Annotated in this window: 24 protein-coding genes; 11 read left to right on the top strand and 13 right to left on the bottom strand. The window is 71.2% G+C overall.

The window, feature by feature from the left end:
- Window positions 1-4 precede the first annotated feature (4 nt).
- The 4 genes from ACLF3M_RS13725 to ACLF3M_RS13710 all read right to left on the bottom strand — a co-directional run bounded on the left by ACLF3M_RS13725 (window position 5) and on the right by ACLF3M_RS13710 (window position 3,396).
- Window positions 5-514, bottom strand: coding sequence for a TRAP transporter small permease (locus tag ACLF3M_RS13725; RefSeq protein WP_430657502.1), 510 nt, complete (start codon window positions 512-514; stop codon window positions 5-7).
- Between the two features lie 55 nt (window positions 515-569).
- Window positions 570-1,613 (bottom strand): TRAP transporter substrate-binding protein DctP, encoded by a 1,044-nt coding sequence (gene dctP / locus ACLF3M_RS13720; RefSeq protein WP_430657501.1) that lies wholly within the window; start codon window positions 1,611-1,613, stop codon window positions 570-572.
- A 92-nt stretch (window positions 1,614-1,705) separates the two neighbouring features.
- Window positions 1,706-2,410: a carboxymuconolactone decarboxylase family protein gene (locus tag ACLF3M_RS13715; protein WP_430657500.1), complete on the bottom strand. Its 705-nt coding sequence runs from the start codon at window positions 2,408-2,410 to the stop codon at window positions 1,706-1,708.
- Window positions 2,407-3,396 (bottom strand): Bug family tripartite tricarboxylate transporter substrate binding protein, encoded by a 990-nt coding sequence (locus tag ACLF3M_RS13710; RefSeq protein ID WP_430657499.1) that lies wholly within the window; start codon window positions 3,394-3,396, stop codon window positions 2,407-2,409. The genes ACLF3M_RS13715 and ACLF3M_RS13710 overlap by 4 nt, the downstream gene beginning before the upstream one ends.
- A 221-nt stretch (window positions 3,397-3,617) precedes the next feature.
- On the opposite strand from ACLF3M_RS13710, the gene ACLF3M_RS13705 reads away from it, so the two are divergent.
- Both ACLF3M_RS13705 and ACLF3M_RS13700 read left to right on the top strand, forming a co-directional pair.
- Window positions 3,618-4,130, top strand: coding sequence for a cysteine dioxygenase (locus tag ACLF3M_RS13705; protein ID WP_430657498.1), 513 nt, complete (start codon window positions 3,618-3,620; stop codon window positions 4,128-4,130).
- A gap of 46 nt (window positions 4,131-4,176) precedes the next feature.
- Window positions 4,177-4,881: an SDR family oxidoreductase gene (locus tag ACLF3M_RS13700; RefSeq protein ID WP_430657497.1), complete on the top strand. Its 705-nt coding sequence runs from the start codon at window positions 4,177-4,179 to the stop codon at window positions 4,879-4,881.
- A 6-nt stretch (window positions 4,882-4,887) separates the two neighbouring features.
- On the opposite strand, the gene ACLF3M_RS13695 is transcribed toward ACLF3M_RS13700, so the two are convergent.
- On the bottom strand, window positions 4,888-5,079 hold the full coding sequence (locus ACLF3M_RS13695; RefSeq protein WP_430657496.1) for a YdcH family protein: 192 nt from the start codon (window positions 5,077-5,079) through the stop codon (window positions 4,888-4,890).
- Between the two features lie 178 nt (window positions 5,080-5,257).
- Window positions 5,258-5,686 (bottom strand): PaaI family thioesterase, encoded by a 429-nt coding sequence (locus ACLF3M_RS13690; RefSeq protein WP_430657495.1) that lies wholly within the window; start codon window positions 5,684-5,686, stop codon window positions 5,258-5,260.
- 124 nt (window positions 5,687-5,810) lie between these two features.
- Between ACLF3M_RS13690 and ACLF3M_RS13685 the strand changes: the two genes are divergently transcribed.
- Genes ACLF3M_RS13685 through ACLF3M_RS13675 form a run of 3 tightly spaced genes read left to right on the top strand, consistent with a single transcriptional unit; the run spans window position 5,811 to window position 8,766 of the window.
- Window positions 5,811-7,178, top strand: a complete 1,368-nt coding sequence (locus ACLF3M_RS13685; protein WP_430657494.1) for a formimidoylglutamate deiminase — start codon at window positions 5,811-5,813, stop codon at window positions 7,176-7,178.
- A complete protein-coding gene (locus ACLF3M_RS13680; protein WP_430657493.1) occupies window positions 7,175-7,930 on the top strand; it encodes an SDR family NAD(P)-dependent oxidoreductase in 756 nt (251 codons plus the stop codon). The genes ACLF3M_RS13685 and ACLF3M_RS13680 overlap by 4 nt, the downstream gene beginning before the upstream one ends.
- A complete protein-coding gene (locus tag ACLF3M_RS13675; protein ID WP_430657492.1) occupies window positions 7,930-8,766 on the top strand; it encodes a GNAT family N-acetyltransferase in 837 nt (278 codons plus the stop codon). The genes ACLF3M_RS13680 and ACLF3M_RS13675 overlap by 1 nt, the downstream gene beginning before the upstream one ends.
- Window positions 8,767-8,795: 29 nt before the next feature.
- Here the strand turns inward: ACLF3M_RS13675 and ACLF3M_RS13670 are convergent, their stop codons facing one another.
- The 4 genes from ACLF3M_RS13670 to ACLF3M_RS13655 all read right to left on the bottom strand — a co-directional run bounded on the left by ACLF3M_RS13670 (window position 8,796) and on the right by ACLF3M_RS13655 (window position 12,252).
- A complete protein-coding gene (locus ACLF3M_RS13670) occupies window positions 8,796-9,212 on the bottom strand; it encodes a hypothetical protein (RefSeq protein ID WP_430657491.1) in 417 nt (138 codons plus the stop codon).
- A gap of 288 nt (window positions 9,213-9,500) precedes the next feature.
- Complete coding sequence (locus ACLF3M_RS13665) at window positions 9,501-10,613, bottom strand: site-2 protease family protein (RefSeq protein ID WP_430657490.1); 1,113 nt, start codon at window positions 10,611-10,613, stop codon at window positions 9,501-9,503.
- 170 nt (window positions 10,614-10,783) lie between these two features.
- Entirely contained in the window at window positions 10,784-11,323 is a 540-nt protein-coding gene (locus ACLF3M_RS13660) for a lipocalin family protein (protein ID WP_430657489.1), read from the bottom strand.
- A complete protein-coding gene (locus ACLF3M_RS13655) occupies window positions 11,320-12,252 on the bottom strand; it encodes a polysaccharide deacetylase family protein (RefSeq protein ID WP_430657488.1) in 933 nt (310 codons plus the stop codon). Before ACLF3M_RS13655 ends, ACLF3M_RS13660 begins: the two co-directional genes overlap by 4 nt.
- Window positions 12,253-12,426: 174 nt before the next feature.
- Here ACLF3M_RS13655 and cydD point away from each other — a divergent pair, with 174 nt between their 5' ends.
- From cydD to ACLF3M_RS13640, 3 genes are all read left to right on the top strand, one after another.
- Window positions 12,427-14,094: a thiol reductant ABC exporter subunit CydD gene (gene cydD / locus ACLF3M_RS13650; protein WP_430657487.1), complete on the top strand. Its 1,668-nt coding sequence runs from the start codon at window positions 12,427-12,429 to the stop codon at window positions 14,092-14,094.
- 133 nt (window positions 14,095-14,227) lie between these two features.
- Entirely contained in the window at window positions 14,228-15,883 is a 1,656-nt protein-coding gene (gene cydC / locus ACLF3M_RS13645) for a thiol reductant ABC exporter subunit CydC (protein WP_430657486.1), read from the top strand.
- Between the two features lie 363 nt (window positions 15,884-16,246).
- Window positions 16,247-16,960 carry a hypothetical protein gene (locus ACLF3M_RS13640; protein WP_430657485.1) on the top strand — a complete coding sequence of 238 codons (714 nt, stop codon included), beginning with the start codon at window positions 16,247-16,249 and terminating at the stop codon, window positions 16,958-16,960.
- Window positions 16,961-17,118: 158 nt separating this feature from the next.
- Here the strand turns inward: ACLF3M_RS13640 and ACLF3M_RS13635 are convergent, their stop codons facing one another.
- On the bottom strand, window positions 17,119-18,225 hold the full coding sequence (locus ACLF3M_RS13635) for an asparaginase (RefSeq protein ID WP_430657484.1): 1,107 nt from the start codon (window positions 18,223-18,225) through the stop codon (window positions 17,119-17,121).
- Between the two features lie 109 nt (window positions 18,226-18,334).
- The gene (locus tag ACLF3M_RS13630; RefSeq protein ID WP_430657483.1) at window positions 18,335-19,303 is read right to left on the bottom strand and encodes a Bug family tripartite tricarboxylate transporter substrate binding protein; all 969 of its coding nucleotides are present in this window, start codon (window positions 19,301-19,303) and stop codon (window positions 18,335-18,337) included.
- 95 nt (window positions 19,304-19,398) lie between these two features.
- Between ACLF3M_RS13630 and ACLF3M_RS13625 the strand changes: the two genes are divergently transcribed.
- Entirely contained in the window at window positions 19,399-20,721 is a 1,323-nt protein-coding gene (locus ACLF3M_RS13625; protein WP_430657482.1) for an acetyl-CoA hydrolase/transferase family protein, read from the top strand.
- A gap of 10 nt (window positions 20,722-20,731) precedes the next feature.
- Here ACLF3M_RS13625 and ACLF3M_RS13620 read toward each other — a convergent pair whose 3' ends face one another.
- Window positions 20,732-21,766, bottom strand: a complete 1,035-nt coding sequence (locus tag ACLF3M_RS13620; RefSeq protein ID WP_430657481.1) for a serine hydrolase domain-containing protein — start codon at window positions 21,764-21,766, stop codon at window positions 20,732-20,734.
- A 107-nt stretch (window positions 21,767-21,873) separates the two neighbouring features.
- On the opposite strand from ACLF3M_RS13620, the gene msrA reads away from it, so the two are divergent.
- Window positions 21,874-22,419, top strand: coding sequence for a peptide-methionine (S)-S-oxide reductase MsrA (msrA, locus tag ACLF3M_RS13615; protein ID WP_430657480.1), 546 nt, complete (start codon window positions 21,874-21,876; stop codon window positions 22,417-22,419).
- Between the two features lie 158 nt (window positions 22,420-22,577).
- The gene (msrB, locus tag ACLF3M_RS13610) at window positions 22,578-23,003 is read left to right on the top strand and encodes a peptide-methionine (R)-S-oxide reductase MsrB (protein WP_430657479.1); all 426 of its coding nucleotides are present in this window, start codon (window positions 22,578-22,580) and stop codon (window positions 23,001-23,003) included.
- The last annotated feature ends 76 nt before the right edge of the window (window positions 23,004-23,079 follow it).

Below are 23,079 nucleotides of genomic sequence, written 5' to 3'. Positions count from 1 at the left end.
GCGGTCACCCGTCCTTCCCGCGCGCGAGCCGGATCAGCCGCCCCATCGCTCGCAGCACGACGACCACCGACAGCACCGGCAGCCAGCCCGTGTACCACCAGTTCGGATTGCCGAGCCCGTTCGACAGCACCTCGAAGCGGTACTCGTCATAGGCCAGCGTCCAGCCATAACGGACCAGGATCGCGAAGCAGATGACGGTCAGCACCATCGCGCCCATCTCCGCGACGCGCTGCCCGTTCGGCGACAGGAAATCAGTGAAGTAGCCGATCCGGATGTGACGCCCCGACGCCGTCGCGACGGCGGTGCCGAGCAGCGCGACGAGCACCATCAGAACCACCGAGTATTCCTCGGTGAAGGCCAGGCTGATATCGGTGAGGTATCGCGTGACGACGTTGGCGACCGTGATCAGAGCCATGGCGGCCATCGCGGCCGCCACCAGCACCTCCTCGATCTTCAGCGGGACTAACGTTTTCGGGTTGTCGCGTCCCGCCGAGGGATCGATGTCGGTGGCCATGTCGGTACTTTCGAAGGAATGCTCCGGCGGCGCGTCGGTCGCCGGAGTGACGTCGCTACGCGCGTGCCCCGCGGACCGCGGCCTCGGCGCGGCGCACCAGATCCACGCCGACGGTCTGCGCCCACTTGTCGTAGACCGGGCGCGTGACGCGGGCAAAGGCGGCCTTCTGGTCGTTGTCGAGCGTCGTCACCGTAACCCCGCGGCGCCCGAGTTCCTCGAGGCTTGCGCGGTTGCCGTCGATGCCGATGCCCTTGCGGCTTTCCCCGATCTGCACCTTCGCCGCATCCCGCGCGGCTTCGACTACCAGCGTCCGGTCGGCCGGGGAGAAGCTGTCCATCACCTGCTTGGACAGCACGAAGATCCCGGCATCGGCGACGTAGTTCCAGACCGTCAGGTGCTTCTGCGCCAGCGTGTCCATGCGGAAGGCGAGATAGAGGTTGATCGGGTTCTCCTGCCCGTCCACCGCGCCGGTGGACAGCGCGGGCTGCAGGTCGGCGAAGGACATCTGGAGCGGGTTCGCACCCATCGCCGTGAAGATCTCGCTGAAGATCGCGCCGGCGGCGAAGCGGATCTTCAGGCCGCGCGTGTCCTCCGGCGTCTTGATGTCGCGGCGGGAATTGGAGATCTCGCGGAAGCCGTTCTCCCCCCAGGCGACGGGCGTGACGTCGCGGCTCGAGAGCGTGCGGAACAGCTCCTCGCCGATCGGGCCGTTGATGATGGCGTCGAAGCCCCGGTGGTCGTTCAGCAGCCAGGGCAGGGAGAACAGGTTCATCTCGCGCACCTGGGGCGAGATGTTGATGGTGGAGAAGACCGCGAAATCGATCACGCCCTGGCGCATGGCCACCAGCTCGCGAGTCTGGTCACCGCCGACGAGCTGGCTGCCGGGATAGACCTTGACGTTGATCCGCCCCTGGCTGCGCTGCGTCACCATGTCGGCCCACTGGAACGCGCCTTCCGACAGCGGGATCGGCCGGTTGCCGACGACGGAGAGCTTGTATTCCGGCTTGTACTGCTGCTGCGCGCGCACGCGCTGCGGGATGGCGAGCGCGGCGCCCGCGGCGGCGAGCAGCGCCGTGCGGCGCGTGAGGCGCGTGGTCATGGTGTTCTTCCTCCCCCTGTCAGGTCCCGGCGCGGGCCGGCTGCAGCGCAGAATGACCAGCCATTCCGCGCAAGGGCAAGGGGGAGGCGGCTTCAGGCCGGCTTCGCCTCGTCATGCCCGCCCTGGCCGGTCATCCGCGCCCAGGCCTGGAATCGCGGGCTGGCCGGCAGCGTGCCGTCCAGGATCAGGCGCCGCCATGCCGCGCAGGCCTCGACGAAATGCGGCACCGATCCCGGGAACATCGCCAGGCTGATTGCCTCCGCCATCTCCTCCTCCGCCACGGCATCGGCGTAGGCCGCCTCGAGGTGCCAGCCGAAGGGCCGCCAGCGCGCGCGGCACACCTGCACGGCCAGGCCGTTGAGGTGCATTAGCCGCATCGGCGCAGCGGGCGCGACGCGCCGAAGCGCCTCCAGATAGGCCGAGCGGGGATCGAAGGGCGCGAGCTGGCGCGCCCAGTCCCGCGCGGCGAAGTCGAAGGCCTCGGCGCCGATCGCAAGCGCCGCGGCGGCGAAGGCCGCGCCGATCGTCTCGTCCGTGCCGCCGGCGGCGCGGAACTTCGCGATGTGGTGCGTCGCGACCCGCTCATCCGTTGCGGCCAGCACGCCGAGCCAGACGAACTCCCGGTCGTGGTGGCTCAGCGCGCGGTCGTCGAGTGCGAGTGCGGTATAGGCGGCGTCATAGCCCTCGAGCAGCTTCGGAAAGGCCAGCGCCATCAGCCCGTGATGCGGCAGCAGGAAGCCGCGCTTGGCGCGGACCTCCTTCAGCCTCGCTTCGAGCTCCGCTTCGGTCTCGCTCATTCGGCCTTGATGTCCGCGACCCGCGCGACCTCGGCCCAGCGCGGGACCTCCGCGGTCACCAGCGCCGTGTAGTCCTGCGGCGTCATGCGGTTCGGCGCGGCGCCGAGCACCGCGAGACGCTCCGTCACCTCCGGCGTGTTCAGCGCGGCCACCAGCGCCTCGTTGATGCGCAGCGCGATCTCGGGCGGGATGCCGGCGGGGCCGGAGATGCCGAACCAGTTCGACGCGACGAGCGTGGGGAAGCCGAGCTCGGCCACGCTCGGCACGTCCGGCCAGCGGCTCGCGCGTTCCGGCGTGGTGACCGCCAGCAGCCGAAGGCGGTCGTTGTTGCCGATGTCGGGCACGGCGGCGATCAGCCCCTCGACATTGCCGCCGAGCACGTCGGTGACCGCCGGCGCGCTCCCGCGATAGGGCACATGGGTGATGTCCACCCCCGCTGCGCGCTTAAGCAGTTCGAGCTTCACATGCGACGACGTCCCGACCCCGGTCGAGGCAAAGCGCACCGATCCCGGCTGCGCCCGCGCCCGCGCCAGCAGTTCCGGCAGCGCGCGGAAGGGACTGCTGGCCGAGACCGCGATCGCGCTCGGCACGGCGGCGATCAGGCCGACATGGGTGAAGTCGCGCACGCTGTCATAGGTGATGTTGCGGTTCACCGCGGGGCCGATCGCCTGGCTCGCGATGTTGGACAGCACCAGCACCGTGCCGTCCGGCGTCGCGCGCGCCACCGCTTCCGACCCGACCGCGCCCCCGGCGCCGGGGCGGTTCTCCACCACCACGGGCTGGCCGAGGCGGGTCTCGATCTCCCGCGCGGCGAGGCGGCCGAGCAGGTCGGCGGTGCCGCCCGGCGGGAATGGCACGACCAGCCGCAGCGGGCGGGTCGGCCAGGGCGGGGCGGCGGGGGCCGAGGCGGGGGCGGGCGCTTGGGCCAGGGCAGGGGCGGCGGCGGGCAGGGCGGCGAGCGCGAAGAGCAGGCGACGGCGACGCATGGAGCGATCCTCGGGCGGTGCGCCACCCTGGCCCAGGACGGGGCGGGCGGTCCAGCCGGGCGGGCACGGCCCAAGCCATGGCCGGGAGTTCCATGAAGCGCGCCATAAAGAGGTAGATTTGGTTGTCATACACGAAAACAGAGTATGGGATCGCGAATTTCGTTTGAATCCGACAATCCCTTTCGGCATACTCCGGGGCGTTACACACCCCGCCAGAGGCCATGACCTTCATCCGCCCGCGCACCGCCCTCGAGACCATGCTGGCCGGCATCTCCCGCGCGGCGGAGGCGCCGGCGCCGACCCGGCATGAAGCGGTCATGGCCGCAATCGGGGACGCCCTGGCAAAGCCCGAGCTGCTGGAGGGCATCGACTGCCCCTGTTGCCCGGACCGCTATGTCCGCCACCTCCTGCATGCCGACGCGGCCGGGCGCTACGCCGTGGTCGCGCTGGTCTGGCGGCCCGGCCAGATGTCGCCGGTGCATGGCCACCGGACCTGGTGTGCATTCGGCGTGCATCGCGGCGTGCTGACCGAGACGTATTACGTCGCAGGCGATCCGCCGCAGCCCAGCGCCACGCGGCTGCTCGCGCCGGGCGGCGTCGGCGGCGGGCCGGCCGACCCCGCGCTGATCCACCGCCTGGCCAACCTCTCCTGCCGGACGGCGATTTCCATCCACTGCTACGGCGTCGCCTTCGACCGCTTCGGCGAGGACGTGAACGAGGTCCATTCCGCCTGACCCCGCCGCGCGGCATAAGACGCCGTAGCGGGAGAAGGATCGCGTCATGACGGACCGGAAGGTCGCGCTGGTCACGGCCGGCGGCAGCGGCATGGGCGCGGCCTGCGCGCGCCGTCTGGCGGCCGACGGCTACCTCGTCGGGATCCTCTCCTCCTCCGGCAGGGGAGAGGCGCTGGCGGCCGATCTAGGCGGCTTCGGCGTCACCGGCACCAATACCTCCAGCGACGATCTCGCGAGGCTGGTGGACGGCGCGATGGCGCGCTGGGGACGCATCGACGTGCTGGTGAACAGCGCCGGCCACGGCCCGCGCGCCCCGATCCTCGAGATCACGGACGAGCAGTGGCACACGGGGATGGAGGTCTATCTCCTCAACGTCATCCGTCCGACGCGGCTGGTGGCGCCCCACATGATCGCGCGGCAGTCCGGCGCGATCGTCAACATCTCGACCGCCTGGGCCTTCGAGCCCTCGCCGATGTTCCCGACCTCCGCGGTGTTCCGCGCGGGGCTCGCGGCCTTCACAAAGCTCTTCGCGGACAGCCATGCCGGGGACGGCGTCAGGATGAACAACGTCCTGCCCGGCTGGATCGACAGCCTGCCGCAGCAGGAGGCGCGGCGCGACAGCGTGCCGATGAAGCGCTACGGCACGATGGCGGAGATTGCCGCGACGGTCGCCTTCCTGGCCTCCGACGGCGCAGGCTACATCACCGGCCAGAACATCCGCGTGGATGGCGGCCTGATGCGGAGCGTGTAGGCGGCGCTACTCCGCCGCGGGCAGGTCGGGGCGCGCCCAGCGCGGCATCGCGCAGCCCGTCAGCGCCGCGATGCGGTCCCGGGCCAGCAGGCGCTCGCGCGTCAGGCGGCGGATGAGGTTCTCGTCCGGCACCGACCGGGCGCGCTCCGCGGCGATCTGCCGGCCGAGCTCCGCCTGGCGCTCCTCGAGGCGATCCATCAGTCCGACCGGGATACTCCCGTCCATTGTTTCCTCGTTCCCCTCGCCGCGGGGGGGCGCGGCGGTGACGGCGACCCGCGAGAGGGGGACCGGGCCGCCACTAGGAAGGCTGGACCTGAACCGTGACGAATTCAAGACATGAGTGAGTTGTAATGAAGGTCGGACTTGCCCTGTCCGATCACGCTGTCTTGGGCGAGTCGCGCCGTCCCGCCGCGGCCCAGCTCGTCGTGACGTGGGCGCAGGGGGCGTCCTCGCCTTCCGCCCGCAGCAGAACCTCGCCGTAGGACAGGGTCCGGCCCTTCCTGATCACGCGGGCCTCGGCGACGATGGCGCGCGCGCCGGGCGGGCGGAGGAAGGTGATCGCGAGGTTCGCCGTCAGGCTGTCGTCCCGGCCGCCGTTCAGCGACAGCAGCGCCGCCCACATCGCCATGTCAGCCAGCCCCATCATGGCGGGGCCGGAGACGGTGCCGCCCGGCCGCAACAGGTCCTCGTGATGCGGCAGGCGCAGCACCGCCTCGCCGGCGCCGACCGACAGCACCTCCACGCCCCAGGCTCGGCCAAGCGGCACGCCGCTGCGCACGCGTTCCTGCATCTCGGCGATGTCCATGCATCCTCCCCGGCCATCACCCAGCCGCGGCAGGGTGAGGGAGCGATCCAGCCGCAGAGTCCGGCGGCACGCAAGGCGCGCGGCGCCGGTTGCGCGGCGCGGCGCGATGGGCGATGCCATGCGCATGGCCGCCACCGCCTTCCACGCTGCCCACGCGCTGCTGCCAGGCGGCTGGGCGCGGGACGTGCTGATCGAGGCCAGCCCGCAGGGCGACATCCACGCTGTCACGCCAGGCATCGCGCCGACGGGTCCCGCACGGCGCCTTTCCGGCCATGTCGTGCCGGGCATGCCGAACCTGCACAGCCACGCCTTCCAGCGTGCCATGGCGGGCGGGGCGGAGCGGCGCAGCCCCGCCGGCCAGGACAGCTTCTGGACCTGGCGAGAGACCATGTACCGCTTCGTCGGCCGCTTCTCGCCCGAGGACGCCGAGGCCGTCGCCGCGCAGCTCCATGTCGAGCTGCTCGAGCATGGCTTCACCGCCGTCGCGGAGTTCCACTACCTCCATCACCAGCCCGACGGCATGCCGTATGCCGACGTGGCCGAAATGGCGAAGCGGCAGCTCGCGGCGGCGCGGCGCAGCGGGATCGGGATGACTCTGCTGCCCTCGCTCTACCGATACGGCGGCATCTTCGGGAAGCCGCCGCATGACGGGCAGCGCCGCTTCCTCAACGACCTCGACCGCTTCATGCAGATCGTGGAGGCCTCGCGCACGGCGACCGCCGGCGATCTGCAGATGGCCCTCGGCCTCGCGCCGCACAGCCTCCGCGCGGTGACGCCCGACATGCTGCGCGCCATCCGGGACTTCGCGGGCCCGATCCACATCCACGCCGCCGAGCAGCCGAAGGAGGTCGAGGAATGCCTCGCCGCCACCGGCGCGCGGCCAGTGCGCTGGGTGCTCGACAACACGCCTTTGGATGCGCGGTGGGTGCTGATCCATGCGACGCATCTCGACAAGGCCGAGGTCGCGGGTCTCGCGCGGTCCGGCGCGGTCGCGGGGCTCTGCCCGACGACTGAGGCCTCGCTCGGCGACGGCATCTTCCGCCTGCCCGGCTTCCTCGCGCAGGGGGGCCGCTTCGGCATCGGCACCGACAGCCATGTCGGCACCGCGCCCGCCTTCGAACTGCGCCAGCTCGAGACCAGCCAGCGCCTGCGCGGCCACGCTCGCGCGGTCGCGACGGCCGAGCAGAACCCTCATCCCGGGCGGACGCTGTTGGATGCCGCGCTCGCCGGCGGCGCGCAGGCCAGCGGGCGCAGGATTGGCGCGATCGCGCCGGGCATGCGCTGCGACCTGGTGGAGCTCGACGACACGCATCCGCTGCTGCTCGGGCGGCAAGGCGATGCGCTGCTCGACGCCTGGGTGTTCAGCGGGCAGGGCAATCCCGTGCGCCGCGTCGCCTGCGGCGGCAGGATGGTGGTGGAGGCGGGGCGGCATGTGGACGCGATGGCGATCCGCGACGCCTTCGGCCAGGCAATGCGGAGGCTCACGGCGTGACGGTACAGCTCAAGGGACAAGTCGCGATCGTCACCGGCGGAAGCCGCGGCATCGGGCGCGAGATCGCGCTGCTGTTTGCGCGGGAAGGCGCCGATATCGCCTTCTGCCACCTCGAGGACGAGGCTGGCGCGGCGGAGGTCGCCGCAAAGGTCGCCGCACTCGGCCGGCGCTGCTTCCAGCGATCAGTGGACGTGGCCGACCTTGCCCCGCTGCGCGACTTCATCGCCGCCGCGCAAGTCGCGCTCGGGCCCTGCGACATCCTGGTGAACAATGCCGGGCTCAACCTGCGCGGCCCCATCGAGACCATCACGGAGGCCATGTACGACCGCGTCATGGCCGTGCATTGCCGCGCCAGCTTCTTCGCCGCGCAGGCGGTGTGGGAAGGCATGGCCGCCCGGGGCAGGGGGCGCATCATCACCACCGCCAGCCAGCTCGCCTTCAAGGGCGGCGCGGGGATCGTGCCCTATTGCATGGCCAAGGCCGCGCTGGTCGGCATGACGCGCGCCCTCGCGCGCGAGGGCGCGCCCAAGGGCATCCTGGTCAATGCGATCGCCCCCGGCCCGGTGAACACCGATCTCACGGCGCAACTCGGCGAGGGCTGGGCGGAGCGCACCGGCGCAACGCTGCCGCTCGGCCGCGTCGGCGAGCCCGAGGAAATCGCGGCCGCCGCGCTGCTGCTGGCGTCCTCGCCCGGCGGCGACTTCTTCGTCGGCGCGACGATCAGCCCAAACGGCGGGGACGTGATGCACTGATGCCAACGATCCGCACCCTCACCCCCGCCGAGGCCGAGACCGCCGTGGACTGGGCCGCGGCGGAGGGCTGGAACCCCGGCCTGGTGGACCTCGACTGCTTCCTCGCCCAGGACCCCGGCGCCTTCCTCGGCGCCTTCGCGGGCGGAGTGCTGGCCTCCGTCATCGCCGCGACGCGCTACGGCGCAGGGTTCGGCTTCATCGGCTTCTACATCGCGACCCCCGCCTTCCGCGGGCAGGGCCGCGGCATGCAGGTCTGGCGCGCGGGGATGGCGCAGTTGCAGGGGCGGCTGATCGGCCTAGACGGCGTCGTGGCGCAGCAGGCGAACTACCGGAAATCCGGCTTCAGCCTCGCCTGGAACAATGTCCGCTATGGCGGCGAGGCACCGGTCCTGCCGGCCCCGCGCGCGGCTATCGTGCCGGCGGCCAGCCTGCCCTTCACGGCAATCGAGGCGCTGGACGCCACCGTCTTCCCCGCCCCGCGCCCGGATTTCCTGCGCGCCTGGCTCGGCGCCCCCGGCCATGTCGCGCTGGCGCTGGTGAAGGACGGGCGGGCGGCGGGCTTCGGCGTGATCCGCCCGGCGCGCCACGGCCACAAGATCGGCCCACTCGTTGCCGAGGACGAGGCCGATGCGGAGGCCCTCATCGCCGCCCTGTTCGAGCGGGTGGAGCCCGGCCCGGTGCATCTGGACGTGCCGGAGCCGAACCGCGCGGCGGTGGCGCTGGCGACGCGGCTGGGCCTCAAGCCGGTCTTCGAGACCGCCCGGATGTACACCGGCCCCTCGCCGGCGGTGGCGATGGACCGGTTGTACGGGGTGGCGAGCTTCGAGTTGGGGTAAGGCGATTGGGGGCGAATGAAGTCGGCCGTTCAGATGAAATCTACGGAGAAGGTCGTCGGCGGAATCAAGTTGGTAAGAGGATCCTCCACTCCGTAAATCGCGAGCAGAATCTTTCCATCTCCGCCCGCCGGAGAAAGGTCGCCATTTGCGGTGTAGTTTACCAAATCAAATTTGTACACGTACGATCCATTCGTCTGAAGGCCACTGTCGAAGGTGAGTTCGGTCAGGTCACCGCCACCGAATGTAAGCGCATGATCAGATGTGATTATGATCTCTGCATACTTCGCTCTGTTTGGATCGGCCGGATCGTAGGTGTACTTGAAGGTGTAGGCCTCGACACCACTGGAATCGATACTGTCCGTGAAGCCCCCTTTGTTGATGACGCTGTTGTTGACATTTGTCGGGTTGGCCAGTGTGCCGCCATCGAGCGTCTTCGTACCTGACATTGTCGATCCCCCGTTCAGGCCTGAGGCTCGCGCCGCCCACCGGTGCAGATGCCCGAAATCAAGGCCCCTCCTAACTTTAGATTCGTTTTGAGATTATGCAACCGTTAGGCGCAAAACTTCGGGCCCATATTCGCTCTCCGAGGCCTCGCCGGGCGAGCTTCGCCGGGGCGGAAGGTCCCGGCGGAGGCTGAACCCGCGCAGGCTGTCGCAGGACTTCGTTTAACTATCGTGTCTTGTGAGGCCTCAACTGTTTCGCGAGTGCCGGAGGGATAGCGCTCGCGACTCGCCTCAAGGTCGCGCCGCCCAGGGATTGGCCGGCCGGCTTGCCGCGCGCGCCGCTTCCACCATCAGCAACTCGCCCAGATTCTCCTGCGTCAGCAGCCCGACCAGGCGCCCCGACCCGTCCACCACCGCCACCGGGCCGGACGCCGCCTGCATCGCCTGCATCGCCTGGTCGAGCGGCACGCGGTGCGGCACTTCCGGCACCTCGCGCTGCATCGCCTCCAGCACCGGGCCGTCGGGGCCCTTCTCCTGCAGGGCCCTGACCAGGTCCGTCCGGGTCAGGATGCCGCGCAGCCGCCCGCCGCCATCCACCACGGGGAAGTCGGTCTGCGCGGTGCGGATCAGCATCTCGACGGCCTGCGAGAGCGGGGCGGTGACCGGCAGCGTCTCGAAGCGCGTCATCATCGCATCCGCCGCGATCATCCCGCGCGCCATGTCGCGCGCGCGCACCGCCTGGCTCTCCGCCCCGGCGCCGAGCCAGACGAAGAGCGCCACGAAGACCAGCAGCGGCGCGCCGCCCAGCAGGCCGAGGAAGCCCAGCCCGAATGCCAGCACTTGGCCGACCGAGGCCGCGATCTCCGTCGCGCGGCGATGCCCCATCCGATAGCCCAGCAGCGCCCGCAGCACGCGGCCGCCATCCATCGGAAAGGCCGGGATCAGGTTGAACACCACCAGCGTGACGTTGACCCAGAACAGGCGGGCCAGCAGCGGGTGGTCCACGTCCTCGGGGCTGGCCAGCGCCTCCATCGGTGGCACGCCGCCGAGCAGCAGAAGAAGTAGCAGCGCGATGACGACGTTCACCGCGGGGCCGGCCAGCGCGACGACGAGTTCCTCAGACGGATTCTCCGGTATGCGCTCCAGGCGCGCGACGCCGCCGATCGGCAGCAGCGTGATGTCGGGCGTCGCGATGCCGTAGCGGCGCGCGGCGAGCACATGACCGAATTCATGCAGAAGCACGCAGCCGAAGAGCAGGCAGATGAACACCACGCCCGTCACCGCCGCCGGCGCGCCGCCCTTCATCCCATGGGCGACCGCGATCCAGGCGAGCAGCAGGAGGAAGGTCAGGTGAAGACGGATCTCGGTGCCGAGCACGCGCCCGAGGGGGATGGACCAGGTCATGCGGGGCTCCCTCTGTCTCCCTCCCCCGCAAGCGGGGGAGGGTCGGGGTGGGGGTGCGGAGGATGGAGGGCGCGCTGGACGAAGCACCCCCACCCTAACCCTCCCCCGCCTGCGGGGGAGGGAACAATCGACGGGGGGAGGGCATCAGCCGTGTCGGGGAGGGCGCAGCATCAACGCCCGTCCTGTGGTGTCGGCTGCAACCGCCCGACATCGAAGCCCTGCGCGGCGGCCGCGCCGACCGCGGCCGCGTAGTCGCCCGCGGGCAGCGCCGGCGTCCGCGACAGGATCCAGAGGTAGTTCCGCTCCGGCGCCCCCACCACGGCCCAGCGATACTCCGGGTCCAGCCCGATCACCCAGTAGTCGCCGTAGAAGGGCCAGAAGAAGGTGACGCGCAGCCGGGCGTTGCCGCTGCCCTCGACCGCATAGGCCGTCGCGGTCGCCACGATCTCGCGCCCGCCATCGGCCGCGTCGAGGCAGCGGTTGGTCACGGCGACCTGGCCGTCCGGGAGCAGCGCGTAGCTCGCCGTCGTCGCGGTGCATCGCCGACCGCGCCCGTCCTGGAAGGAGTTCGGGAAATGCGCGATCTCATACCAGGTGCCGGCATAGCGCGAGAGGTCCACCGCCGGCACGGTCTGCAGCGCCGGGCGCGCGCGCTGGTCCGGCGCCGCGCAACCCGCCAGCAGCAGGAGCGCGAGAAGGGCGCGCCTCATGCCGCTTCGCGCGCCGCGCGCGGGCAGCCCGGCACCACGCCGGCGGGCAGGGCCGCGGCATGATCGAAGATCGCGCCCGCGGTGGTGATCCAGATGTCGCTCCGCGCCCGTGCGATGACCGACAGCGCCCGGCGCAGCACCCGCAGCCGGTAGGGCTGGCCGACGATATAGGGGTGCAGCGCGATTCCCATGACCTGCGGCAGCCCGTCCGCGGTCTGCCGCAGCCGCTCCTCGAAATCATCGAGCACGATGCGCGCGAAGGCCTCCGCCGTGTCCTTGCGCGCAACGACCGAGGGGATGTCGTTCACCTCCTGCGGGTAGGGCACCGCGAGCAGCGGGCCGCCGCGCGTGCGCATCCAGACCGGCGCGTCGTCGCTGCACCAGTTCATGGTGTAGGCATATCCCGCCTCGGCCAGCAGGTCGGGCGTCGTGCGGCTTTCCGCGATCCAGGGCGAGAGCCAGCCGCGCGGCGGGCGACCCTCATGCAGCGCAATCGCGGCGGTGGATTCTGCGATCAGCCGCTGTTCATCGTGCTCGGTCAGGGTGGACTGGCGCTCGGAGTTCGTGCGGCCGTGCCCGGCCATCTCGTCGCCGCGGGCGCGGTGGGCGGCGACCAGCTGCGGGGCATGGTCGTACATGGCGCTGTTCAGCAGCACAGTCGCCGGCAGCGACAGCTCCTCCAGCAGCTCGAGCAGCCGCCAGGCGCCGACGCGGTTGCCGTAGTCGCGCCAGGCGAAGTTGAGGATATCGGGCTGCGGCCCGCTCCCGCCATTCGCGCCGGGGGCGAGCTCCGCCCCCAGCCCCTCCCCGAAGGCGAAATGCTCGAGGTTGACGCCGAGATAGACCGCGAGCTTCGCCCCGTTCGGCCAGGCATAGGGGGTGCGTCCCCGCCACGGCGTGTAGTCGTAGCGTCCATGCGTCGGCAGCATCGTGGGTCCCCCTGTCGGCGCGGGATGTCGGCGCGGAATGACGTGCCCCCGCCCGCCGGAACCGGCAAGGGGCGCCCGTCGGGGCGCGCTCGTTGTGCGTGTCGCGCCGGGTTGGCAGGACGGGATGACCGGGCTGCGGCGCTGGCCTAAGGTCGTTCCCGGATGCCACGGGTGGTGAACGAGACGGATCGCGCGGCCGCCGCGGTCCTGGCGAGGGAGGCGAAGGAGGCGCGTGGCAGGCTCGGCCTGCCGCTCGCGCTCGGCATCGCCCAGGTTGCCGTCGGCATCACCCAGGCCTGGCTGATCGCGACCCTGCTCGCCGCGCTGCTGGGATTCGGCGCCGCCGGCTGGCCGGAACTCGCGCTCGCCGCGGCGCTGGTCGCGGTCTCGGCGGCCCTGGGCGTCGTGCAGGAACGCGCGCTCGTTGCCGCCGGGGAAGCCGCGAAGTCCCGCCTGCGCGCCGCCGTGTTCGACCGGCTGCTCGCCGGCGCGCCGACCGACCAGCGCCCGGTCGGCGAGCGCGCCTCCCTCGTCGTGGACCGCATCGAGGCGCTGGAGAGCTACCTGACGCGCTGGCTGCCGGCTGCGGTGCTGGCGATCGCGGGCCCGGCCATGGTCGCGGGCGCGGCGGCGATCGCCGATCCGACGTCGGGCCTGATCCTCGGCGTCGCCGGCCTGCTGGTGCCGGTCGCGATGGCCGCGACGGGCATCGGCGCCGCCCAGGCCAGCCGCCGCCAGTTCGAGGCGCTGGGCCGCCTGTCCGGCCGCTTCCTCGACCGCATGCGCGGCCTGCCCACCCTGGTGCTGTTCCGCCGGCAGGACGCCGAGGCCGAGGCGTTGGCGACCCAGGCCGCCGAGCTGCGCGTCCGCACCATGAAGGTGCTGCGCGTGGCCTTCCTGTCCTCGGCGTCGCTCGAGGTGCTGGCCGCTGGCGCGATCGCGTGCCTGGCGATCCGCCACGGTGCGGTACTGGCCGCGCACCACCCCGATCCCGTCGCCGCGATCTTCACCCTGCTGCTGGTGCCTGCCTTCTTCCAGCCGCTCCGCACCTTCTCCCAGGCCTATCACGAGAAGCTCTCGGCCCGCGGCGCCGCGGCGGAACTGGCGCCGCTGCTCGAGCAGCCCGCGGGGCCGCCGGGCCTCAGGCTCGAGGAGATCCCGGGAAAGCTCGTCGTCACCTTCACCGACGTGTCGCTGCGCTACGATCCCGCCCGGCCGTTGGCGCTGGACGGCCTGACCTTCCGCGTGATGCCGGGCGAGACGCTGGTGCTGTCCGGCGCGTCGGGCGCGGGCAAGTCGAGCGTGCTGCGGCTGCTCATGGGCTTCTGCCGGCCCGATGCCGGGCGGATCGCGCTGAACGGGCAGGACGCGACCCTGCTGGCACCGTCCGAACTGCGGCGCCTGTCGGCCTATGTCGGCCAGCGATCCCACCTGTTTCGCGGCACGCTGCGCGACAACATCCGCCTCGCCCGCCCCGATGCCACCGATGCGGAGATCGAGGCGGCGGCCGAGGCCGCGCAGGTCATGGCCTTCGCGCGCGGCCTGTCGAAGGGCCTGGATACGCTGGTGGGGGAGGGCGGCTTCGGCCTGTCGGGCGGCCAGGCGCAGCGCGTTGCGGTGGCTCGCGCCTTCCTGCGCGACACGCCGCTGGTCCTGCTGGACGAGCCGACCGCGCATCTCGACCCCGGGACTGAGGCCGAGGTGCTGGAAAGCCTGCGGCGCCTTTGCGCGGGCCGGACGGCGATCGTGGCGACGCATTCCCGCGCGGTGCAGCGCACCTTCGGCCGCGTGCTCGAGATCGAGCACGGGCGCGCGGCGGGGGCGAGGATGGCGGGGGAATGAGGGGCGGGTCGGTCGCGACGCGGCCCCGTCCCGGCCTCCCCCGCAACTGCGGGAGAGGGGAAACGAGGCAATCGCTGCTTCTGTCCCTCTCCCGCACTTGCGGGGGAGGGTTGGGAGGGGACAAGCCGCCCTCATGACCCGCGACCTCCTCCGTGTCCTCTCGATGTGGAGCACCCGCGCCGGCTGGCTCGCCGCCGGCATCGCGGTCGCCACCTTGGCCTCGCTCGCCGGCCTCGCGCTGCTGGCGCTCGCCGGCCGCGGCGTGGCGGACGGCGTGACGGAAGGCGCGCTGATCGCCGGCGGCACTGCGGCGCTGTTCTGGCTGCGCCCCGTCGCGGTGCTGCGCCCGATCGCGCGCTACCTCGACCGGCTCGTTTCCCACGCCGCGGCCTTCCGCGCGCTCGCCGACACCCGCGTCTGGTTCTTCCGCCGCCTGGCGGAACGCCTGCCCGCCGGCGTCGGCTTCCGCCGCACCGGCGACCTGCTCGGGCGCCTGGTCTCCGACATCGACGCGCTGGACCGCGTCTATCTCGGCGCGCTGGTGCCGGCCGTGACCGCGGCCGCCGTGGTGCTGGCGATCGCCGTGGTGCTCGGCGCGATCTCGACGAGCCTCGCGGCCCTCGTCGCCATCCCGCTCGCCGTCGCGCTGCTGCTGCCGCCGCTGCTCGCACCCGGCGCGGCCGAGGCCGGGCGCGGGGTCGCGGCCGCCCAGGGCAGCCTGCGCGCCGCGGTCGTGGACCCGCTGACCGGGATGGAGGACACGCTTTCCGCCGGCGCCGAGCCTATCGCGGCCGCCCGCGTCGCCGAGGAAGGATCGCGCCTGTCCGCCGCGCAGCGCCTGCTCGCCCGGCGCGGCGCCTGGGGCGGGGCGGCCGGCGCGGTGCTGACCCAGGCCGCGATGCTCGGCGCCATCGCCTGGGGGCTCGCCAGCGGACAGCATGCCGTGGCCGGCGCGGTGCTCGGCCTGTTCCTCGCGACCGCGGCGGCCGAGGCGCTCGGGCTGATGCCGCGCGCCGGCGCCGCGCTGGCCGCCGCCGGCGCCAGCGCGCGGCGCCTGTTCGAGGCCGCCGACGCCGTCCCGCCCGTGGCCGAGCCGGCCGTGCCGGCCGCGCCAGCCGCGGGCCATGCCATCAGGCTGGACGGCGTGCATTTCTCCTGGTCGCCCGATCGCCCTCAGGTGTTCGAGGGCCTGGAACTCGACGTGCCGGAAGGCGCCAGGATCGCGCTGCTGGGCCCCTCCGGCGCGGGCAAGTCGACGCTGACGGCGCTGCTGCTGAAGCTTGCCGCGCCGCAGGCCGGGCGGGTGCTGCTCGGCGGGGTGGACATCGCGACGCTGGCCGCCGACGAGGTCCGCGCGCGCATCACCTGCCTGACGCAGGATGCCCGGCTCTTCGACGACAGCATCGAGGACAATCTGCGGCTCGCGCATCCCGACGTCGAGGAGGCCGCGCTGTGGCGCGCGCTGGATGCCGCGGGGATCGGCGATCTCGTGCGCACCTTGCCCGAGGGCCTGCGCACCCGTTGCGGCGAGGCCGGGGCGCGCTTCTCCGGCGGCCAGGCGCGCCGCCTGGCGCTGGCCCGCGCGCTGCTGGCCGAGACGCCGGTGCTGATCCTGGATGAGCCCGCCGCGGGCCTCGATCCCGACACCGAGCGCGCCTTCCTCGAAACGCTGGGCGAGGCGACGGCAGGCCGGACGGTGATCCTCATCGTCCACCGCCTGATCGGCGTGGAGCGACCGACCCGCATCCTGAGGCTGGTCGGCGGGCACGCGCTGCCGGCGATGGGGTAGGGGCGTCGCCCTATCCGCGGAAGGGGGACTGATACAGTGCATCGGCTCCAGCGCGGTCCTCTTAAGCCGGCAACGCACCGGCTACACCTTCGACAATGCCGCTATGCACCGTCAGGGCGATAAGGCTCCGACGGGAGTAGCACGAGGTTGTTCTCGAAACGGATCCACGAGGGCCGCCGCTCTAGGGAGCCAATCGAGAGCGCCCATGCGCCGTGCATGGCATCCTCCGCGTCCACGCGACGGAGGTGCCCCATGCAAATCGGCAGGTGCTCCGCTACCGGCGCCAGCAGTCCGCGGGTTCTGCTCCGGGCTAGTGTCGCTGTTGTTGGCCCAGGCACCGGCATTTGGACGGAGGGCGTCGTGATGTCCCGGTTGCAGGACAAAGCAGCACATGGGTTGGTCCGACGCACGCTGCTTCAGGCGGGCATGGGGATCGGAATGGCTGTGCTCGGGCCGCGCCTGCCGCAAGCACAAATTACGACTATGGCGCCGCCAACCTCGTTATTCGAGGGTGTACGCCACCTTCTGATCGGCGCCAGCATGCTAGTGTCGGACGGCAACGACCAGAATTGGCGAGGCTTGGCTCCTCAACTTATGAGCGGCAGACCTCCACAAGCTTTGGCTGGCGGGTTGTTCCCTAACGATCTGGATGGTGATCCCACCACATCGCCTCCCAAGCCTTCCCTAATCGATACGCGGGTGGGTGAGTTCGCGAGGCGTTTGCTCGAGTCGTCGGAGCGACGTTCTCCGTCCGCCATGCGGCCAAGGCTTCTACGCGGCTTGTCGGACATTCAGTCGGTTCAGCAGAGCGACCTGGACGACGCGATGAACGTCGTCGTCCAACTCTACATTCGGGACATCAGTGACGATCTATTGACGCCCCCGCCAAGACGTGTCGCTTCCGTGCTCCTTGTCCGGATCATCAGTTACCGTCGTCGAACGACAAGCCCAGATTATTGGGCGAGTGGGCCGTCAGTGTCGGTCGACACTGTTGTCAGAAGCGACAGCACGGCATGGCTGCTGGCCAAAGTCGACGCCGGCGTCGCAGACGCCTTGAGCCCTTGGGCCGCCATTTGAAAGCCAAGACATTCAAGGGGGGGTGAGGGAAGCGCGAAGCTGGGCCGCGATAACCGTTCAGCGTCGAGCGGTCACTAACCGGGGCAGCGTGTCTCCCCCGCCCGCCTCGCCGCCGCTCGATACCCTCCCCCGTAGAATGGCGGGGGAGGGGACGAAGGTCAGAATACCTTGGGCAGGTAGTCCTCGATGCCCTCGACCGGGGTGCCGGACAGCCAGAAGCTGAGGCCGGCCTTGGTCGGCTCGGTGGGCACGGGTGGCTGGATGGTGACCTGCACGCGGCCGACCTCCTTGCCGTTGCTGTCGGCGATGGCGGGCTCGACCGCCGCGACCAGCAGCTCGGCGTCCGAGCTCGGCAGGGCATGGACGCGGCCGAGGATGCGGGCCAGCACGCCCATCTTGGCGCGGCCGCTGCCGTCGCCGTCGCCCACCTTGATCGCGATGCCGAGCGCGCGGTCGCGCACGCAGGCGACCAGGTAGCCCTCGGCGCCGGTCTTGGCGACGACGTTGCCGTCGCAATAGCGGATCAGCCGCGCCAACGGGCTGTCCTTCGCCGCGAGATGGTCGGGATAGGCGAGCATCGCGTTCAGCACGCGGCGCGCCGCGGCGCGGCGTTCCGGCGTCTTGGCTTGGCTGACGCCGAAGCGCGCCATGGCGGTCGCCATGTTGCGGATCGGCACGGCGACCGCCGGCAAGCCGCAGCCGTCGCCGCCATGGGGCAGCCTGTCGGCGTCGAGGCCCGTGAACTCCGACAGGACGTCGCGATAAAGCTTCTGCGCGGGATGGTCGGGATTGGCGTAGTCCAGCCCGGCGCCGAGATGCTTCGCCACGCTCAGGAAGCCGCAATGCTTGCCCGAGCAGTTGTTGAAGATCCGCCGCGGGCCGCCCTGCGCCCAGGCGTTCTGCTGATCCGTCATGTCGCGCGGCAGGGCCGGGCCGCAGACCAGCGCGTCCTCGGTCAGGCCGAGCCGGCCGAGCCAGTCGCCGACGAGGGCCACCTGGAAGGGCTGCGCGCTGTGCGAGGCGCAGGCCAGCGCGATGTGCTCGTCCGTCAGCCCCAGCGCGTCAGCCGCGCCGGATTCCACCAGCGCGATCGCCTGGAAGGGTTTGAGCGCGGAGCGCGGGGTCGCTGCCCAGCCGGGATCGCCCCAGGCGTGACGCAGCGTGCCCCCGGTATCGGCCACCGCGACGACCCCACTATGGACGCTTTCGATGACCGGCCCGCGCCAGATCCGCGCGAGCTCCACGGTTTCGACGCCACTCGGCATGATGTGTCCCTACGACAAGCGCGCCCCGATCCGCCGCGGCGCCACCAGAGTTCCCCGCAGACGCGATACTGCGCGCGGCCTGCTTAGTCCAGCGTTACCCTGTACGCGTTCAGTCCAAGGTGACGCGTGCCGCCCGGACGACCGGACCCCAGCGGTCGAACTCCTCCCGCACGAAGGCGTCGGTCCGGGCGGGATCCATGTAGATCGTATCCATCGCCTGGTCGTTGAGCCTTGCCGTGACCGCAGGGCTTTCCATGGCCGCCCTGGTCTCGGCCGACAGCCGGTCGATCACCGCCTTCGGCGTGCCCCTCGGCGCGAACAGGCCGGTCCAGCTGCGCACGGCATAGTTCGGCACGCCCTGCTCGGCGACGGTCGGGATGTCGGGGCGGATGCGGACGCGTTCCCCGGTGCAGACGCCTATGATGCGGATCCGCCCGCCCGCCGCCGGCCCGACCACGGTCGGCAGGTTCATGAAGGCCATCGGGATGGTGCCGGCGATGAGGTCGGTCGCGACGGGCCCGCCGCCGCGATAGGGGACATGGGTCAGCTCCGTGCCCGTCAGCATCCGGAACAGCTCGCCCGCCAGGTGGTTGGAGCTCGCCGTCCCGGAGGAGCCGAAGCTGAAGCCGCCGCGCGTCGCGCGGATGCGCGCCAGCAGCTCCTGCACGTTCGTGATGCCGAGGCCCGGGTTCACCGCCAGCACGTTCGGCACGTCCACCCACATCGCGACGCCGGCCAGCGCGTCCCGCGTGTCGTAGCCGAGCTCAGGGGAGACCAGCGCGTGGAAGACGTGGTTGGACGCCGAGGAGACCAGGAGCTGGTAGCCGTCCGGTCGCGCACGGACGATCTGGCCCATGCCGATGGACCCGCCGCCGCCCGGCCGGTTCTCCACCACCACGGACTGGCCGAGGCGCTCGGCCAGCGGCTGGGCGAGGATGCGGGCTACGGAATCGTTGGATCCGCCCGGCGCCCAGGGCACCACCAGCGTGATCGGCCGCGCCGGCCAGGCTTCCTGGGCCAGGGCCGGGGTGGCAAGCACCGGCGCCGCCATCGCGCCGAGCAGCAGGCGTCGCTTCATGTCCGTCTCTCCCGTTCTGCCCGAAGCGGCGCCTTGGCGCATGCCGCGTCGTCGCGCCATCATATGGCATGGGGCGGCAGCCTGGGGAGCGGGCCGTGGCAGGGAAGCACCCGGAACGGATCACCGCGGAGGCGGCGGCGTTCCTCGTGAAATCCGGCGACTGGCTGGACTACGGGGTCACGCTGAACCAGCCCGACGCCTTCGACCGGGCGCTTGGCGCGCGCATCACGTCGCTGCGCGGCGTCTGGATCCGCAACTGCCTCAGCCTCCGCCCGCGCCAGCCGATCGAGCAGGACCCCGACGGCAGCCACGCGCATCTCTTCAACTGGCATTTCTCGGGCTACGACCGGAAGAAGCACGACGCCGGCCGCTGTACCTACATCCCCTGCAACCTCGGCGAGATCCCCGGCTACTACGCCCGCTTCATCGAGCGCACCGACTTCGCGGTGCTCAAGGCGGCGCCGATGGACGCCGCCGGCTTCTTCGACCTCGGCCCCACCAGCCTCTGGCACCGAGCCGCCATTGCCCATGCGCGGGTGCTCATCCTGGAGGTTACGCCGCAGATGCCGCGCGTCTTCGGCAGCGACAACCGTATCCATGCCTCGGAGGTGGACTACGTCATCGAGGGCGACGACACGCCGCTGCCCGTCCTGCCCGCCGCCGAGCCAAGCGAGGTGGACACCGCTGTCGGCCGCCTGATCGCGGGCGAGATCGAGGACGGCGCCTGCCTGCAGGTCGGCATCGGCGGCATGCCGAGCGCGGTGACGAGCGTCCTGCTGCGCTCGGGCGTGCGCGACCTCGGCGTGCATACCGAGATGCTGAACGACGGGATTCTCGACCTCTATCTCGCGGGGCGGGTGTCGGGGGCGTGCAAGGCGCTCGATCCCGGCAAGATCGTGTACAGCTTCGCGCTGGGCTGCCGCATCCTTTACGAGACCGTGCGCGACAACGACGACTTCCTGCTGCACCCCGTGGACCGGACCAACATGCCGGACATCATCGCGCGCAACCCGAAGGCGGTCGCGATCAACAACACCACGATGATCGACCTGCAGGGCCAGGCGAGCAGCGAGACCGACGGGCACCGCCACATCTCCGGCACCGGCGGGCAGTTGCAGTTCGTGCGGGGCGCCTATGCCTCCGAAGGTGGCAAGAGCTTCATCTGCCTGGCCTCGACCTACGAGCGGAAGGGCGTGCGCAAGAGCCGCATCGCGCTGAACCTGACGGCGGGCAACATCGTGACCACGCCGCGGTCGGACCAGATGTATGTCGTGACGGAATACGGGATCGCGAACCTCAAGGGGAAGTCGGTGGACCAGCGCGCGAAGGCGATCATCGCGCTGGCGCATCCCGACTTCCGCGAAGGCCTGGAACGCGAGGTGCGCGAGGCCGGGCTGATCCCGAGGTTCTGCCGGTAGGGCCGGCCGGTCAGTCCTTCAGCGCCGCCGCGACCATCCCGCAGAACCGCGACAACGCATCCGGGTGCAGCCAGCGCAGCACCGCGGTAACCTCCGCCTCCGCCCAGATCCACGTGGTGTTGCCGCCCGCGCCCTGCGCGAAGACCGAGGAGCGCGGCGCGTCCGGCCAGCGGCCGGCGCCGTTCAGCCACCAGAGGAAGCCGTAGGACGGGTTGAGCGGGCAGGGGGCGAGCGACCAGTCCAGCCACTCGGCGGGAACCAGCTGGCGCCCGTTCCACTCCCCGCGCCGGCGCACCAGCTCGCCGACCAGCGCCTGGTCCTCGGCATGGATGCGCATCCCGCCGCCCCAATGGGTGCCGCCGGGCACGGAGGGGAGGCGCCTTCCGTCCACCTCCACGACCGCGTTGTCGTAAGCGTACCAGGTCCAGTGCCGGCTGCCGCCGATCGGGTCCATGATGCGCTCCGCGAAGACCTCGGGCAGGGGGCGGCGAAACAGCCGCAGCAGGCAGAGCGACAGGCGGTTCACCCGGACGTCGTTGTATTCCCAATGCGTCCCCGGCGCCTGAAGCGGCCGCGCGATGCCCTTCGGCCCCGCGCCTTCGCGCGCGAGGTCGCGGCCGCGGTCGATCACGTCGGACTTGCCGAAGAGCTCGCCTTCCCACTCCGAAGTGTTGGTCAGCAGATGCCGCCAGGTGATGGGAATGTTCTGGTCGCTCTCGAAGCCACCGTCGCGGATTTTCGCGCGCACGGGCTCGTCGAGGTCGGTCAGCAGCCCGTCCGCCCAGGCGATGCCGGCCAGCAGCGACAGGTAGGACTTGGCCACCGAGAAGGTCATGTCGGCCTGGCGCGTGTCGCCCCAGGACGCGATCCGCTCGCCGCGCCGCAGCACCAGGCCGTTCGGCGCGCCGCGCGGGAAGACCGGCCCGATCACCGCGTTGTGCGGCGGCGGGTCGAAATGCCCGGATTCAAGGTGCGCGCGCAGGTCGCGCGGGAAAGGGGATTCGTGAGCCTCGGCGAAGGCCACGGCGTCGGCAAGGGTCGTCATGCCTGCGAAACTGCCTCGGGACGTGCCGCGGCGTAACCCCCTCCCGTAACCCTCTCCCCCTGGGGCGCGAAGCACCCCACATTGACCCCCGAACACGGAGGATGACGATGGCGATGGAGACCGCGACGCTCGGCGGCGGCTGCTTCTGGTGCATCGAGGGCGCCCTGCGCCATCTCGACGGCGTTTCGCGCGCCGAGAGCGGCTATGCCGGCGGCCATGTGGACAACCCGAGCTACGAGCAGGTCTGCGGCAAGAAGACCGGCCATGCCGAGGTCGTGCAGATCGACTTCGACCCCGCCCGGGTCGCCTATGCCGACCTGCTGCGCATGTTCTTCACCCTGCACGATCCCACCACGAAGGATCGCCAGGGGAATGACGTCGGGCCGCAGTACCGATCCATCATCCTGACGCATTCGCCGGAACAGGAGCGGATCGCGAAGGAGGTCATCGCCGAGATCGACGCGTCCGGCATCTGGGGCGCGAAGGCAGTGACGGAGGTCGTGCCGCTGACGAAGTTCTGGCCCGGCGAGGAGGAGCACCAGGACTACTACGCGCGCAACCCGTGGTCCGGCTATTGCCGCGTCGTCGTCGGGCCGAAGGTCGCGAAGTTCCGCAAGACCTTCGCGGACCGGCTGAAGAAGGGTGCGGCTTAGGGGCGGGCGAAAGCCCCCTCCCAGCCGTCCCCCGTAACGGCGGGGGAGGGTCGAGCAGGACCGATCCAACAAAGCCGCCCTCGCTTCCCCCCTCCGCCGCCGTTGCGGGGAGGGATGGGGAGAGGGGGAAGGGCAACGACACGCCAGGAGAGACGCCGATGTTCGGCACCAAGGACAAGCCCCCCGCCGAGACCTTCCCCGTCGAGAAGACCGAGGCCGAGTGGCGCGCGACCCTCTCGCCCGAGGCCTTCCGCGTGCTGCGCCAGCACGGCACCGAGCGCCCGGGATCGAGCCCGCTCAACCGGGAGAAGCGCCCCGGCACCTTCGCCTGCGCGGGCTGCGGCGCGCCGCTCTTCGACGCTGCGGCGAAGTATGAGAGCGGGACCGGCTGGCCCTCCTTCTTCCAGCCGATCGAGGGCGGCGTCGCCACGAAAACCGACCGGTCCTTCTTCATGACCCGGACCGAGGTCCATTGCGCGAAGTGCGGCGGCCATCTCGGTCATGTCTTCCCTGATGGTCCAGCGCCGACCGGCCAGCGCTACTGCATGAACGGCGTCTCGATGGCCTTCCAGCCAAAGGAATGACTGCCGATTCCGGAACGATGCGACAGCGGGAGGCATGACGCGGGTTCAACCCCGCCGAAGCCTCTCGGCGCTGGAC

The organism is Falsiroseomonas sp. HW251 (genome assembly GCF_050563545.1).
In the GTDB taxonomy this organism is placed as follows: domain Bacteria; phylum Pseudomonadota; class Alphaproteobacteria; order Acetobacterales; family Acetobacteraceae; genus Falsiroseomonas.
The sequence above is the reverse complement of the archived record's forward strand: the minus strand, read 5'-3'. Positions and strand labels throughout refer to the sequence as shown.

Coding starts and splice junctions, on each gene's coding strand:
- dctP (WP_430657501.1), bottom strand. CDS start 1,613: ATGACCACGCGCCTCACGCGCCGCACGGCGCTGCTCGCCGCCGCGGGC.
- msrA (WP_430657480.1), top strand. CDS start 21,874: ATGGCGATGGAGACCGCGACGCTCGGCGGCGGCTGCTTCTGGTGCATC.
- ACLF3M_RS13695 (WP_430657496.1), bottom strand. CDS start 5,079: ATGGATCGCCTCGAGGAGCGCCAGGCGGAGCTCGGCCGGCAGATCGCC.
- ACLF3M_RS13665 (WP_430657490.1), bottom strand. CDS start 10,613: ATGACCTGGTCCATCCCCCTCGGGCGCGTGCTCGGCACCGAGATCCGT.
- ACLF3M_RS13630 (WP_430657483.1), bottom strand. CDS start 19,303: ATGAAGCGACGCCTGCTGCTCGGCGCGATGGCGGCGCCGGTGCTTGCC.
- cydC (WP_430657486.1), top strand. CDS start 14,228: ATGACCCGCGACCTCCTCCGTGTCCTCTCGATGTGGAGCACCCGCGCC.
- ACLF3M_RS13705 (WP_430657498.1), top strand. CDS start 3,618: ATGACCTTCATCCGCCCGCGCACCGCCCTCGAGACCATGCTGGCCGGC.
- ACLF3M_RS13660 (WP_430657489.1), bottom strand. CDS start 11,323: ATGAGGCGCGCCCTTCTCGCGCTCCTGCTGCTGGCGGGTTGCGCGGCG.
- ACLF3M_RS13635 (WP_430657484.1), bottom strand. CDS start 18,225: ATGCCGAGTGGCGTCGAAACCGTGGAGCTCGCGCGGATCTGGCGCGGG.
- ACLF3M_RS13640 (WP_430657485.1), top strand. CDS start 16,247: ATGTCCCGGTTGCAGGACAAAGCAGCACATGGGTTGGTCCGACGCACG.
- ACLF3M_RS13685 (WP_430657494.1), top strand. CDS start 5,811: ATGGCCGCCACCGCCTTCCACGCTGCCCACGCGCTGCTGCCAGGCGGC.
- ACLF3M_RS13620 (WP_430657481.1), bottom strand. CDS start 21,766: ATGACGACCCTTGCCGACGCCGTGGCCTTCGCCGAGGCTCACGAATCC.
- ACLF3M_RS13670 (WP_430657491.1), bottom strand. CDS start 9,212: ATGTCAGGTACGAAGACGCTCGATGGCGGCACACTGGCCAACCCGACA.
- ACLF3M_RS13690 (WP_430657495.1), bottom strand. CDS start 5,686: ATGGACATCGCCGAGATGCAGGAACGCGTGCGCAGCGGCGTGCCGCTT.
- ACLF3M_RS13715 (WP_430657500.1), bottom strand. CDS start 2,410: ATGAGCGAGACCGAAGCGGAGCTCGAAGCGAGGCTGAAGGAGGTCCGC.
- ACLF3M_RS13675 (WP_430657492.1), top strand. CDS start 7,930: ATGCCAACGATCCGCACCCTCACCCCCGCCGAGGCCGAGACCGCCGTG.
- ACLF3M_RS13710 (WP_430657499.1), bottom strand. CDS start 3,396: ATGCGTCGCCGTCGCCTGCTCTTCGCGCTCGCCGCCCTGCCCGCCGCC.
- ACLF3M_RS13700 (WP_430657497.1), top strand. CDS start 4,177: ATGACGGACCGGAAGGTCGCGCTGGTCACGGCCGGCGGCAGCGGCATG.
- ACLF3M_RS13725 (WP_430657502.1), bottom strand. CDS start 514: ATGGCCACCGACATCGATCCCTCGGCGGGACGCGACAACCCGAAAACG.
- ACLF3M_RS13655 (WP_430657488.1), bottom strand. CDS start 12,252: ATGCTGCCGACGCATGGACGCTACGACTACACGCCGTGGCGGGGACGC.
- msrB (WP_430657479.1), top strand. CDS start 22,578: ATGTTCGGCACCAAGGACAAGCCCCCCGCCGAGACCTTCCCCGTCGAG.